At 44.2% G+C, this 15,089-nt stretch carries 4 protein-coding genes and 3 pseudogenes; all 7 read left to right on the top strand.

The window, feature by feature from the left end:
* Positions 1 to 157 precede the first annotated feature (157 nt).
* Positions 158 to 4,371 (top strand): annotated as a pseudogene (locus tag D368_RS19965) (SDR family NAD(P)-dependent oxidoreductase); the annotation flags it as partial.
* Between the two features lie 230 nt (positions 4,372 to 4,601).
* Positions 4,602 to 6,860 (top strand): beta-ketoacyl synthase N-terminal-like domain-containing protein, encoded by a 2,259-nt coding sequence (locus tag D368_RS19960; protein ID WP_486129220.1) that lies wholly within the window; start codon positions 4,602 to 4,604, stop codon positions 6,858 to 6,860.
* Positions 6,853 to 7,068: a hypothetical protein gene (locus tag D368_RS19955; protein ID WP_486129219.1), complete on the top strand. Its 216-nt coding sequence runs from the start codon at positions 6,853 to 6,855 to the stop codon at positions 7,066 to 7,068. The genes D368_RS19960 and D368_RS19955 overlap by 8 nt, the downstream gene beginning before the upstream one ends.
* Positions 7,056 to 7,660, top strand: a pseudogene (locus tag D368_RS19950) (hypothetical protein). Before D368_RS19955 ends, D368_RS19950 begins: the two are co-directional and overlap by 13 nt.
* A gap of 11 nt (positions 7,661 to 7,671) precedes the next feature.
* Positions 7,672 to 8,147: pseudogene (locus D368_RS19945) on the top strand (SDR family NAD(P)-dependent oxidoreductase); the annotation flags it as partial.
* A gap of 69 nt (positions 8,148 to 8,216) precedes the next feature.
* Positions 8,217 to 13,850 carry an SDR family NAD(P)-dependent oxidoreductase gene (locus D368_RS05260; protein ID WP_486129228.1) on the top strand — a complete coding sequence of 1,878 codons (5,634 nt, stop codon included), beginning with the start codon at positions 8,217 to 8,219 and terminating at the stop codon, positions 13,848 to 13,850.
* A gap of 23 nt (positions 13,851 to 13,873) precedes the next feature.
* Positions 13,874 to 15,076 (top strand): phosphopantetheine-binding protein, encoded by a 1,203-nt coding sequence (locus D368_RS19940; RefSeq protein WP_486129218.1) that lies wholly within the window; start codon positions 13,874 to 13,876, stop codon positions 15,074 to 15,076.
* Positions 15,077 to 15,089: the final 13 nt, after the last annotated feature.

The following is a 15,089-nucleotide window of genomic DNA, read 5'->3' as shown; positions in this document are numbered from 1 at the left end:
TGAGGAGCACAGGGATACTCTTCTTCATAAACTCCGGTTAGGAGTAAACGGGAGCAGCACCCCATCTCAGAAGAAAAAAGATAATAAACAGACAGCCGATGTTAACGGGAAACAGAAAATCCAGATGAAAAATCAGGTGCAGCAGGAGAAGTATCATGACAATGATATCGCTATTATCGGTATCAGCGGACGTTACCCGATGGCAAATGATCTTGATACTCTGTGGGAAAACTTATTGAACGGTAAAGACTGTATAACTGAGATACCTGAGGATCGGTGGGATTCGGGGCTGCACTATCAGCCTGCGGCGGGCGACGAAGTAAAAAACCAAAGCAAATGGGGGGGATTTATTGACGATGTGTATCATTTTGATCCGTTGTTCTTTAATATTTCTCCTGCCGAAGCTGAATTAATTGATCCGCAGGAGAGATTGTTTTTAGAGACGGTTTGGCACACCATAGAAGATGCCGGGTACGCAAAGAAAACGCTTGAAAGAAAAAACGTCGGTGTTTTTGCAGGGGTTATGTACGGCCAATATCAGCTGTACAGCGTTGGTCACGAAGCGGCCGTTTCTTCCTCATATGCATCAATCGCAAACCGGGTATCCTACTTCTTTAATTTCAGCGGGCCAAGTATTGCTTTGGACACGATGTGTTCCTCATCATTAACGGCTGTTCATTTTGCCTGTGAAAGTTTAATCAGGAATGAATGTGAAATTGCAATTGCAGGAGGCGTCAATTTATCCATTCATCCTCATAAATACGAACTCCTGACTCAAGGCGGATTTTTATCCAGTGATGGCCGGTGCAGAAGCTTCGGTTCAGGAGGAGACGGCTATGTGCCGGGAGAAGGGACAGGTGCCGTGCTGCTGAAACCGGTAAAAAAGGCTATTGCCGACGGTGATCAGATTTATTCAGTTATTAAGGCAACAGCGATCAACCATGGTGCTAAGACGAATGGATATACCGTGCCGAATCCAAAAGCTCAAAGTGAGGTCATTACGAGAGCCTTAAAAAAAGGATGTATTGATCCAAAAAGCATCAGCTATATAGAAGCTCACGGAACAGGCACCGCGTTAGGAGATCCGATTGAAATCACCGGCCTGACCAAAGCATTTTCAGGTGCCGAACGCGATAAGAAGACATGCGCGATCGGGTCGGTTAAATCAAATATCGGACATCTTGAGGCTGCTGCAGGCATAGCGGGCATTACGAAAGTTATTCTTCAAATGAAACATAAAACGATTGTTCCGTCACTGACTCATTCTGCTGAATTGAATGAGAATATACCGTTTCAAAAAACACCTTTTTATGTACCGGACAGAGCCGAAAAATGGGAGTCATCCGTTCCCAGGCGTGCCGGAATCAGTTCTTTCGGGGCAGGAGGAGCTAATGCCCATGTTATTTTAGAAGAATTTGCGGATGAAGCTATCTCTCCTCTCGCGGCTGAAGAACCTGAACAGCTTTTATTTGTTTTTCTGCAAAAAATACCGACAGGCTGGCAGAATATGCAAAACGCGCAAAAGAACAAATAGCAGCCAGAGATTATTCATTAGAAACACTTAGAAATACAGCATTTACTTTACAAACCGGGAGAGAAGAAATGCCGCACAGATTGGCTGTTATCGCCTCCACAAGAGATGAATTGCTTAAAGGGCTGACAGACTATACTCTCGGAAATGCGAGGGATCATATTTTTACAAGCGGCAAAGACACAACAGAAGCTCAAAGGACGAACAAAGCTGAAATTGAAGAAGCAGCCGCAAACAGGGATCTTGTGAAGATTGCTGAATACTGGGTTGGCGGTAATGGAGTAGATTGGCTGTCACTTTATAAAGATGTCACTTTGAGACGGGTATCAGCACCCGGATATCCATTTGCCAAAGAGCTATGCAGAATAGATGCGCAAAATACGGGAAGCCGCTTTATGAACGTAAATAACGATCTGCATCCTTACATTTCATGCAATATATCTGATTTTAAAGCACAGAAGTTTCTTATCAATGTAAGCGATACCGATTTGTATATAAAAACAAAGTATCAAGACAAGGAAATGTTTCCGTTTCTCAGCCAGATTGAAATGGCGAGAGCTGCCGGAGCGATGGCTTCAGGAAATCCGATTATTAAATTAACTGAGCTCTCCTTTAGAGAACCGATGTTACAAAGCGAAAGCAATGAGCAGATCCGGATTGTATTAACCCCGGATAATCAGGGTGCATCGTATTCTATAGAAAAACAGAGCGACTCATCCATTTATTCCTCAGGGCGGATCGAATTAGAAGACGGGGCGTACGAGAACGGAAATATTCATCTTGAGCCGTTTCTGTCTCAGCGTGCAGACCGCATACCGTACGAAGCGTTTTATCAGCGGCTTGCCGAATTCGGATACAGCTGCAGTGACAGTCTGAAAGCGGCAGAGCACTGCGTCAGCAGGAACGGACAGGTGCTTTTAAAGATAAAAGCAAAGGCCGGGCCGAAAGGGTGCATAATCAAACCGGAAGTGATTGAGAGCGCATATCAAGCCGTCATATACCTTGCGGGGGAAAATGCCGGAGAGACCCCGGAAAATATTAAAGAATGTACGATTTTTGATCATGAGACTGAACCCGTTTATGTATATGCAGAACAAACTGAAGAAAGCGATTCGGCTTATGATGTGTATGTATTAGACAATGCCGGCGGGATTTTGATGGAACTGAGCGGGCTGGTTTTTGGCGAAAAGCCTAATAAAAATGTACGTTTTTATGAGCATAAGTGGGATCAAAAAAACCCTCTGATTGAAATGAAAGATAGGGAGCCAAAAACAATTCTGGTTTTTGCAAAAGATGAAGCATTGGCTGGAGCTCTGAAAAATCAATCAGACAGCCGTGTCATTCTCGTCACGCCGGATCAGCGGCAGACCGATCAAAATCTGCTGACATTCTGTATAAACCCGGAAGTGACGTCAGATTATATTCGTTTATTCGAAGAATTGGAGAAAAAGGGGTTTTCTCCTGATGTCATCTTGCACACGGGAGAAACATTTTACGCGGGTGACCGCCTTCTCAGCGGCCTGGAATCAATTTTTTATTTATTAAAAGCCCTGAGCGCCCGCAGTGACGCCTCTCTTTACCTCCATTCTTTGCTTCTTGTTCACTCTTTTAAAGAAGGCGTGAATGATCCGTATACGGGCGCTCTTGCAGGCTGTTTAAAAACGGCAAATATGTTGGTGCCATCCGCAGAGAATGTGAAGTCAATCGGTTTTTCAGAACGTATATCAATTGAAAAAATGGCTGAATTTTGTCTTAACGAAATGGTTTCAGACGTGGAACGGCAGGCGGAAGAAGTTAAATATATAAATAACAAGAGGTATGTTAAGACACTAAAGGAGTATGTATTCAATCATACAGAGCACTCTCATCAGCTGAAACAGAAAGGGATTTACCTCATAACGGGCGGTTTGGGCGGTCTGGGCCTGATTTTCGCAAAATATTTAGCCTCTCAGTATCAAGCAAAATTGGTATTGACGGGAAGGTCACCGTTAACAGCTGATAAACGACATAACATTGACCGGCTGCAGGCGCTTGGAGGGGATGCGGTATATTATCAAGCTGATGCCGCAGATCAAAAGACGATGGGACGGGTCATAGAAGAAACGAAACGGACTTGGGGCTCCCTTCAAGGCGTTATTCATTCAGCTGGTCATGCCGATGATCGGTTATTTACAGAGATGAATCTGACTGATTTTTCAGAAGGCATGACTGCTAAAATTGAAGGAACGGTATGCTTAGATGAATTAACGAAAGATGAGCCGCTTGATTTCTTTATTGTATTTTCTTCTATTTCTTCGGTCTTCGGTGATTTTGGACAGGTTAACTATGCGATGGGTAATTATTTTCAAGATCAATATATAAATTGGAGATCCGAACAGAGCCGCCGGCAAGAGAGACAAGGCAAGAGCATTTCGATTAACTGGCCGTTGTGGCGTAAAGGCGGAATGCATTTAAACAAAGAAGCTGAAGACGCATATCTTTCCGCATCCGGGTTTGATTATTTGGAAACGGAAGAAGGGATAGCGGCTTTTGAGACGATTTTGGCATGTGACTGTCCGCAAATTTCGGTTGTTACCGGGGATGCCGGAACAACACCAGCAAAAAAAGATCTGCCGCATCAAAAAGTAAATACACTTCCGGCTCGTCAAGAGGAAAGTTCTTATACAGGACCGGATTCTGCAGACAATGTCCTTGAAGAACTGAAGCAAATGGTATCGGAATTATTGAAAATTAACATTGAACAGCTGGATACGGCAGAGAATTTCGGCAATCTCGGCTTTGATTCTATCAGTTTGAAAACATTAGCTGTCCGACTGAATAAAAATACAAGCTTAAGCTGACACCTGCCGTTTTCTTTACTTACAGCCATATAAAGTCTCTTTCGGAATTTCTAAACAGTGAACTGCGTACTGTTGCAAAAGGGAATACAGATGCAGAAAAAACATTTCTGAAAAAGGAAAGTAGTGCACGCCGGGAAAACAGTGAAGCCGCCGCGAAGTTTTCCGTTTGAAAAAAGACAGCAAGACAGGCTGACCATCATCCAGAGAAGCAGCCAGTTGCCATTATCGGGATGAGTTGTGTTTTTCCGGGAGCAAAAAATGCAGATGAGTTTTGGATCAATTTAATCAATGAAAAAGATTCAATTCAGGAAATTCCCCCGGATCGCTGGGATTGGAAAAAATACGCCGAAGGCAAAGGAAGCAGCGAAGTACATTCGAAATGGGGCGGCTTTATCAGAGATGCTGATAAATTTGATGAGGCGTTTTTCAATATTAATCCGCGGGAAGCAGAACTCATGGATCCTCAGCACAGAATTTATTTGCAGGAAACCTGGAAAGCGATAGAAGATGCGGGTTACAAAGCTTCAAAGCTGTCAGGCAAACATATCGGGGTGTTTACGGGCATTCAATTTAATGATTACCGCCAGCTGCTGATGAGGCATTCGGACGGGGCGCATGCGTTTGCGGGAACCGGAAACAGCCAGGCGCTCATCAGCAATCGTGTATCCCACTATTTTAATTTCAGAGGTCCGAGTGAGTCCATTGATACAGCCTGCTCAAGCAGTCTTGTAGCAATCCACAGAGCTGTGCGCTCGATTCAAAATGGTGAAAGTGAGCTGGCGGTAGCAGGCGGGGTTTCGCTGCTCTTAGATCCAGTCACGCATATGTATACCGATAAACTCGGTATTTTGTCTAGGGACGGCCGATGTAAGACGTTTGATAAACTTGCCGACGGTTATGTCCGCGGTGAAGGTGCAGCTGTTCTGTTATTGAAACCATTGCAAGCGGCAATGAATGACAGAGACAATATTTACGGAGTCCTGAGAGGAACCGGAGAAAATCACGGAGGAAGATCTGCTTCATTGACCGCTCCGAACCCGGAAGCTCAGGCAGAACTGTTAACGTCTGTTTATAAAAATGCCGATATTCCTGTTGATACGATATCTTATATTGAAGCACACGGAACCGGGACAGAACTGGGAGATCCGATTGAGATTGAAGGCTTGAAAAAAGCGTTTGGATCTTTTGAGCCGCATCCAGGAAAGAATCATGACCAATATTGCGGCATCGGTTCAGTAAAAACGAATATCGGTCATTTAGAGCCCGCCTCTGGAATGCCGGGGCTGATTAAAGTATTACTATCCATGAAGTATAAAACATTGCCTGCCACACTACATGTTAAGGAACTGAACCCTTACATTCAATTAAGCGGAACACCGTTTCATATTGTCAATAAAACTATGAAGTGGGCCAGATTAAAAGATCGAAAAGGAAATGAAATTCCGCGCCGCGCCGGAGTCAGTTCCTTTGGATTCGGCGGGGCAAATGCTCATGTCATCGTGGAAGAATTTGAATACGGCCAAGATAAAGCAGTAACTGCCGAGCGGGATCAAATCATTGTTCTATCGGCCAAAACAAAGGAAAGGCTGATGGTTAAAGCCAAAGAGTTAACAACGTTTTTACATGAAGAACTATCAGTTCAATTCAGTCAGCAAGAGGTGCAGGAACGTGATGTGCAAGAGGCGGTTCGGGAAGCGGCAGCGGGTATCCTGCGTTTAGATACCGCAAATATAGATGCAAAGACACCTCTTTCGGAATTCGGATTTGATCCGTTGGCTTATTCCGAATTAATCTCTTTTATAAACCAAATGTACGGCACAGAAATATCACTAGACATATTTCAGGAATTAATGACCCTGAGCGAGCTGTGCCGCTATATCAGCAGCGTGCGGAATCGATCAGCTGATAAACCGTATAACGGCAATTTTAGAGAAAAGTCCGGAATCGGTCTTGAAGAAATAGCATATACGCTGCAAACCGGAAGGGAACCATTTGAATGCCGCCTTGCGATCACTTGCTCGAATATCGGAGATCTTCTTGAAAAATTAAACGGTTACATTCAGGGGAGCAGGCTGCAAGGTGTTTATGAAGGAAATGTAACGGATTTTGATAGTCTGTACGCTCCTTTATTCGGCGGCCCCGAAGGTCATGCATATGTTCAATCACTGATTCAGCAAAACAAGCCGGCCAAACTGGCTCAGTTGTGGACGATCGGTTGTGAAATCAGCTGGGAAGACTTGTATGAGGAGGAACTCAAACCGGTTAAACTGTCTCTTCCTCTTTATCCTTTCAGCAAGAACAGACATTGGATTCATTTAAATAAAGATGAAGCGCAGAAGGCTGAGGTTTTCTCGAACACTGAGCTTCACAACTCAAATAAAGATACAGCAGATGGAGAAATCATGTCGCTTCTTGAAAAAGCACAAACAGGTGAGATGAATACGAAAGAGACGTCAGAGCTGATAGAGGAGTTGCTTTTCCATGAATGAAAAAACGATGCAAATTGAGCAAATCGTGAAAAAGGTGAAAGAAGGCAGCCTGACGCGTGAAGAAGGGCTGGAATTAATTAAGAGCTTGGGGACAACCCATCTATATGAAATGGTATGGGATAGACATGAATTTAAAGGCAGTGAAAAATTCCCGAATACGAAAGAGCCAATTTTATTTTTTGCAAAGACGACAGCATGTATACCGTAATGAAGAGACAGCTTGAAGGTTATGAGGCGCCTTTCATTTACGTGACTTCCGGCGAGCGTTTCGAAGATTGCCGGAACGGTCGTTTTAAAATGAACTTTGCAAAAGATGAGGATTATGATGCGTTATGCGGGGTTCTGCGTTCTCAAAATATAAGACCCCGCCATATTATTCATTTTTTAGCTGCCGGGCTCTTCAAAAATACAGAAGATGCAATGAGAAAGCAGCTCAATAAAAGTCTTTTTCCTTGTTTCAAATGTTTCAGGCCTTCATGGCGAACAAACTTTGTCCGAAAGCAGAAATTTTGTATCTGTATGAAAATGCCGAGGGCGAGGTTCAGCCCATTTATAACGCGGTTGAAAGTTTTCTTAAGACCGTACAGGCCGAAAATCCGAATTTCACATGTAAGGCTGCAGAGCTGAAATCAATGTTTGACGAGCCGTTTACAAAGCAGCATATTGCAGATGTCATCTCTTTTGAATGGAACAATCAATGCAAGACGGACCACTTTACCTGTTATGAGCCGAGGCATTATTATAAAAGGCAGCTTAAAAGAGTAAAAAAGAAGATGGGGAGAAACATAGTTTCAGTGTAAAAAAGAACGGTGTGTATTTAATTACGGGAGGAGCCGGCGGTCTCGGATATCTGTTTGCGGAATATCTGGCGAAACAGGCAGAAGTCAAGCTGGTATTAACCGGGCGTTCCCCGGCATCCCGTGAAACGGCGCAAAAATTGAGCGCTCTTGAAAATCTCGGCGCTGAAGCCCTATATGTCCCGGCAGATATTTCAAAGGAAAAAGAGGCGGACGCGTTAATTAAGCACATTAAGCAGACATTCGGAGAATTAAACGGAATTTTGCACAGTGCCGGACTTGTTAAGGATGCATTTATCATAAAAAAGCGAAAGAAAGCATAGAAGAAGTTATAGCGCCCAAAGTATTCGGAACCGTTTGGCTGGATAAAGCAGCTGAAGAAGAGCCTCTTGATTTCTTCGTTATGTTTTCATCCCTTTCGGCCGTTCTGCCTAATGCGGGTCAGAGCGACTACGCCTTCGCTAACGGATGTATGGACGGATTCACCCAGTATCGAAGCATGAAGGGACGTCCCGGGAAAACACTTTCTATTAATTGGCCTTTATGGGATGCGGGGAATATGACAGTTGGTCCGGCAGAGCTGCAGGCTTTAAGACACATGGGGCTGGAACTTTTATCTGCCCAAGCAGGGCTTGCCGCTTTTCAGGACAGTATGAGCCGTTCTGCTTCTCAGCTGGCTGTTATCAGCGGAGACAAAGATAGAATAAGTGAATTACTCTCAACTGACCATAAAAAGATAGAGACTGTGCCTGAAAACAACAGTCTGCCGCAATTAAATGAAAAAGATCTGAAAAAGCAAACGATCCGTCTATTGACAGAGATTGTCGGTGCGGAAACGGGAAGACCGGCGGACAGCATTTTACCCGAGGATACATTTGACCGTTACGGAATTGACTCTCTAACGATTTTAGGTCTTAACTCCCGTCTGGAAAAGTATTTTGGAAGAGTGTCTAAGACTCTTTTCTTTGAATACAGCAGTGTTGAAGAGCTGTCAGAGTATTTTCTTGAACACTATCATCATGAGTTGAAGAAGGCGTTTTTACCGGCAGCCGAACAGCGAATTGATCATTCGGCGCCGGCGAAACGGGAGAAGCTTTCCGTTTCCCGCATACCATCCGCACCTTCCGAGGAAGATATTGCAATTATCGGTATAGCCGGCCGCTACCCGATGGCGAAGGATGTGGAACAGTTTTGGGAAAATATTTCTTCCGGAAAAGATTGTATAACGGAAATACCGAAAGAGCGCTGGGATTTTCGGAAATATTATCACACAGGTGACAATGCCCGTCATGACAGCAAATGGGGAGGTTTTATAAAAGACGCTGATAAATTCGATCCGCTGTTCTTCTCAATTTCGCCTCGTGATGCCGAGTTAATTGATCCTCAGGAACGGTTATTTTTAGAGACAGCATGGCACACGTTTGAAGATGCGGGTTACACAAAGAAAAAGTTGAAACGGCATAAGACAGGGGTATTTGTCGGCGTCACCTACAGCCACTATCAGTTATTTGCAGCCGGTGCTTCAGATGATGAGGGACGTCAGGCGCTCTTGTCTTCTTATTCGTCTATCGCAAACCGGGTGTCATATTTCTTTGACCTGCACGGACCCAGCCTTGCAATTGATACAATGTGTTCTTCTTCACTTTCTGCTGTTCATTTTGCATGTGAAAGTTTAAAAAGGGGAGAATCCACCCTCGCCATAGCCGGAGGAGTGAATTTATCCTTACACCCGGATAAATATACTTTACTTTCACAAAATCATTTTGTTTCAAGCGATGGGCGCTGCAGAAGCTTTGGAGCGGGAGGAGACGGATATGTGCCGGGAGAAGGAGTCGGGGCCGTTCTTTTGAAATCGCTTTCTGCCGCAAAGGCTGACGGGGACAGGATTTACGGTGTGATTAAGGGAACATCTGTAAATCACGGCGGAAAAACAAACGGATACACTGTGCCAAATCCGGGCGAGCAGGCAAACGTCATCAGTGAAACTCTTGATAAGGCGGGGATTGATGCAGACAGCATAAGTTATATTGAAGCGCATGGCACCGGGACATCTTTGGGAGACCCGATTGAAATTTCAGGTTTAACCAAAGCTTTGCACAGCTCGAAAAGCGATTATCGTTGTGCAATTGGTTCGGTTAAGTCAAATATCGGACACCTAGAGGCCGCGGCTGGAATTGCTTCTATCACAAAAGTGCTGATGCAAATGAAGTATAAACAACTTGCTCCTTCTCTTCATTCCGATAACTTAAATCCTAATATTGATTTTGAGGAAACACCGTTTTACGTGCAGTCTGAACTGACTGATTGGAAGACGCCGCAAAATCAAGCCAGAAGGTCGGGCATCAGTTCGTTCGGCGCTGGAGGATCTAATGCCCACATTATCATCGAAGAGTATAAGAATGAAGAAAAGATGGAAACGGTACAGAGCAACAAGGCGCAAATTATTCTGCTTTCTGCCAAAAATGAAGAACGGCTCAGACTCTTGATTGATGCATATATAAAAGAACTGGAGCCAAAAACGTCACTAGCTGATGCCGCGTACACCTCGCAGACCGGGAGAAACGCTATGGAAGAGCGGCTCGCTGTTGAGGTTAGCAGCATTGACGATCTTCGCAATAAGCTGACGATGTATTTGCGGTCAGATCATAAGTTAAACGGTTTATATAGGGGAAAGGCCCGCCGAGGCGCTGGTCAAAAGAATGCCCTGTCAGCCGCTCACTTTGAAAATGCAAGAGATATGGCCATTCACTGGGTGAACGGAGGAGACGTTGAATGGGAAGAAATGTACACTGCGGAATTACCGAAGCTTATCTCTCTTCCTGCATATCCTTTTGAACGGAACAGATATTGGGTGCCTGCCGCTAAAGCAGCAGAGAAACAGAAAAAAACAGGTGTACCGCAGAGTCTGCCCCATGCACCGACTGACTTATCATTTGATGTATTAAAAAAATCGTGGAAAAAACAAAAGGCTGCGCCTTCCGCTTTTACGAAAGGACAGGTGATGATCCTGGCTAATAGTGAAAGTGAGCGGCTTGCATTCGAATTGTTTGATTCAGATCCTCTGATTGAATCCGCTGTCATTTGCGCAGATAACTGGGATCAATCGGATGGGGAAGCCAAAAAAACGGCTCTAGCAGTCATAGAAGAAAATCCGGAAATCATCGGCATGATTGACCTGTCAGATTTGCGGAGTGATCAAAACGGGGCACGCACCGGCACAATCGGGAAGCTGACACTGCTGCAGGAAATCATAAAGACACGTAAACAGCTTTTCGTTTTACATGTGACAAGAGGGCTGCAGACATTTCTGAATGACAAGCCGTCATTAGCCGGAGCCGAAACAGCCGGACTATATAAAATGCTGAGCGCGGAGTATCAAAAGATAAAATCAAAAACAATAGATGTAGACGGGCATGTCGGGACTGCGGCGGAACTGAGACAGGTAATCACAGATGAAGCTTGCGCTGACGGGCTGTATAGTGAAATCTGCTACCGGAACGGTGAACGTTATATTCCATACGTCGAGAAATTACATGCAGCGGAAATAAACCGGAAACTATCCGGTCTGCCGGTCTGCCGTACGGATCAAACCTTGGTTATTACAGGGGGAACAAGAGGGATCGGAGCAGAACTTGCCAGACATTATGCCGGCAAGGGAGTCAAAAAACTTGTGCTGATGGGAGTAACCGACCTTCCGGAATCTGATAAAATAGCCGGCATGTTAGAAGACACCGATGAAAAGTCACCTCTTTATTCGAAATTACAACTGCTGCATGAGTTGGATCAAAAGGGAGTTCAGGTGGAAGTGTATTCCGGGCCGCTCACGGAAAAAGAAAAATTACATCGCTTCTTTTCAGAGGTGAGAATGAAGTTCGGCAAAATCGGCGGGGTGATTCATTGCGCTGGTGCAGCCAATCATTCGAATCCGGCTTTTATCCATAAATCTGATCAAGAAATAAGAGAAGTATTTGAGCCAAAGGTTCAAGGGATGCAAGTACTTCATGACATTTTTATTGATGACGAACTTGATTTCTTCATTTTGTTTTCATCTGTTGCGAGCGCTTTTCCTTTATTAGGCGCCGGAACAAGTGACTATGCCGCGGCGAACGCTTTTATGGATTACTTTGCGGCGTATCAGCATGCAGCCGGCAGAACATATTATCAATCAATTAACTGGCCGAGCTGGAAGGACATTGGGATGGGCGAGGTGACAAGTCCATCATATCAGGCACTCGGTTTACTTTCACACTCAACAGAAACAGGTATTTCCATGCTGGATGAAATCAGGACGATAAACGGATATCCATGCCTTATACCGGCAAAGACACATCCGGAGAAATTCAAGCTGCAGCAGCTGCTTCAGACAAGAATTCAAGCTGCTAAAAATAACCCGGATGCTGAGGAAAAAGTGATCTCTGGTCATGGAGACAATGAAGCTATGATCAGGAAGTTAATGGAGATTTTTTCCGCAGAGCTGAAAATACCTTACGGGAAATTAGATCAGGATACGTCATTTGCGGATTACGGAGTTGATTCAATCTTACTGGTTCAGCTTGTCAAAAAAGCGGAAGATGCATTTCAAATAAAAATTGAACCTTCGGCTTTTCTGGAGTATCCGAGTTTTTCACAACTGGGCGTCTATTTAAACGAATTATTTGCAAGTGAGGGGATCAGTCCTCAAATTGATTCAGAAAACATTGAGGGTCGGAAAAAAGAGCAACATATAAATCAAAATGCTCCCGAAGTACAGGGCAGCGGATCTCAAATGCAACAAACCAGTCTGAACCAAATCGCTATTATCGGAATGGGCTGTGAGTTTCCGGAGGCTCCAGACACAGAAACGTTCTGGAGAAATTTGAAGAAAGGACAAAATAGTGTCCGTGAAGTCCCGGCGTCGCGATGGGATATTTCTTCATACTACTCTGACACCTATGAAAAAGGAAAAAGTATCAGTAAGTGGGGCGGATTTCTTCAAGATATTGAGTCTTTCGATCCCGCGTTTTTTAATATGAACAAAAGTGAAGCATCAGAGCTTGATCCGTTAATCAAAAAATGCCTTGAGGTCAGCGTCCAGACATTGAGAGACGGCGGCTATACAAAAGAAGAAGTATCAAACAAAGAAGTCGGCGTTTTCATCGGTTCGCGGACCGGGACGTTTATGTCCAAAATAGGTTCACCTTCAAAAAATACGATCGTGGGTATAGGACAAAATTTCATAGGCGCGCATATCTCACATTTTTTTAATCTGAAAGGACCGAATCTGGTTGTAGACACGGCATGTTCTTCCTCATTGGTCAGCGTCCATCTCGCTTGTCAAAGCCTGATGTCAAAAGAGTCAGATATGGCGATTGCGGGCGGGGTTGACATTTTGCTGGATCAAAAGCCTTACGTCATGCTGAGTGAGGCTCGGGCGCTTTCACCTGAAGGAAAATGTCATACATTTGATGAAAAGGCAGATGGATTTGTACCGGGAGAAGGATGCGGCGCAGTCCTTTTGAAAAGACTTGATGACGCCCTTGCCGAAGGTGACAGAATTTACGCGGTAATTGACTCATCCGCGGTTAATAATGACGGACAGACAATGGGAATGACAACACCTAATCCGAAAGCGCAAAGCGCAGTGATAAAAAAAGCCCTGAAAAAAGGCGGAATTGATGCAGATACTCTCAGTTATGTCGAGACGCATGGCACCGGTACGATGATAGGAGATCCGATTGAATTAAAAGCGCTGACTGAAGTGTTCCGGGAGGTTACGGAAGAAACGCAATTTTGCGGAGTAGGCAGCGTAAAAACGAATTTCGGACATTTAATGAGCGCAGCGGGGATAGCGAGTATTATAAAGGTTGCCTTATCCATAAAAAATCAGATGCTCCCGCCGACATTACATTGTAAAACGCCAAATCCGCGTTTTAAATTTGATCAGTCGCCATTCTTTCCGAACACGTCTTTAAAAGAATGGCGTCCCAGAAAAGGGGTTTTGAGAGCCGGAATCAGTTCTTTTGGATTCGGGGGCACGAACGCACATATGATATTGAGCGACAGCCATCTCACATTAGGATATGGAGAGACAAAAAGACACCCGCTTTCTCCGGTTATATTCAATAAGGAACAATGCTGGATCGACAATGGAGAAGCTCCAGAAAAGGAAGAGTCAGAATTGCTGATTCCTTTACTTGATTTCAAAGAATTATAAAGAAAAGAAAAGGAATGAGACAGGTGGCCAGTAATCAAAACTATCAGTTCACATTAACAATTAAACATACGGACTATATTGTCAGGGATCACCGGGTGCATGGCACCCGGATTATACCCGGTGTCACATTTTTAGATATGATATACCGTATGGCGCTGAGCAAAGGTTTGCCTATTGAAGAACTCGAGTGTCAGAATATTTTGTATTTGGAACCTGTAGCAACATCGGATACCTTTGACAGAGAAATCCGCATCCGTTTTCAGGGATTGGAACAGGGATGGGAAATTCAAGCGAAGAGCAGAAAGGTAAAAGATGACCGCATTCTGGATGAAAGCTGGGATGAGAATATGAACTGCAGGCTCATGCAGAAATTCCCGGAAAGCATGAGTTCAATTCATATCGATGAAATCAAACATGCCTCCGTCCGTGAAGCCGATATGGAGATATGTTATGACTATTTAAAAAAGGTTGATATAGAGCATTTTGAATTTATGAAGAGTCTGGGGAAGGTTTATGCGTCTGATCATTCTGTACTTGCAGAGTTGTCGCTCAGCCAAATTGCCAAACAATATACCGGCTATTTTCAATTGCATCCCACTTTTCTTGATGCGTCTACCATCATATCAATCCTTTATCAGGCATGTCCCGAATATTTTACACAAGGATCTCCGGCAAGCCGGATGAAAACGTATATTCCCATTCATATTGAATCTTTTCGTATGACGAAGCGCCTGGAAGACAGGTGTTATGTGTACATAGAGAAGCAAGACCAACATCATGATTCAGGGGATGTCATCCAAGTAAGTTACGGTTTGTACGATGCACACGGGGAGATGATCGCTTATTTTACGCGGCTGTCTGTGAAACATATTCGCTCAAAAGATTTAATTGAAAATCTGAAGCAGACTCGTTTGGAAACTGAAGCGGCTTCTCAGCCAAAAGACGGCCTGATCAGAAAAGATTCAATCATAGATCGAAGCGAAAGCATTGAGACACACCTTAAAGAATTAATATCCGGGGTTTCAAATCTAGATCTGCGTGACATAAGGACAGACATTGGTTTTTATGAACAAGGCCTGGATTCCGCTTCTTTGCTTGCCATTGTCAAAGAACTTGAAAACAAAACAGGGGAACAGCTGTATCCTACACTCCTGTTTGAGCAGAAAACGATCCGGGAACTCGCCGCGTATATTAAAGAAAATAAAAAATGTCCAGTTATTTCTTAACGCAAAATCAACC

It is taken from the genome of Paenibacillus lentimorbus NRRL B-30488, assembly GCF_000411595.1.
GTDB lineage: Bacteria > Bacillota > Bacilli > Bacillales > Bacillaceae > Bacillus > Bacillus velezensis.
This window is presented reverse-complemented; position numbering and strand designations above follow the sequence as displayed.

Excerpts from the sequence above, each read along its gene's own strand:
- D368_RS19960 (WP_486129220.1), top strand. The coding sequence starts at position 4,602 with ATGAGTTGTGTTTTTCCGGGAGCAAAAAATGCAGATGAGTTTTGGATC.
- D368_RS19955 (WP_486129219.1), top strand. The coding sequence starts at position 6,853 with ATGAATGAAAAAACGATGCAAATTGAGCAAATCGTGAAAAAGGTGAAA.
- D368_RS05260 (WP_486129228.1), top strand. The coding sequence starts at position 8,217 with ATGACAGTTGGTCCGGCAGAGCTGCAGGCTTTAAGACACATGGGGCTG.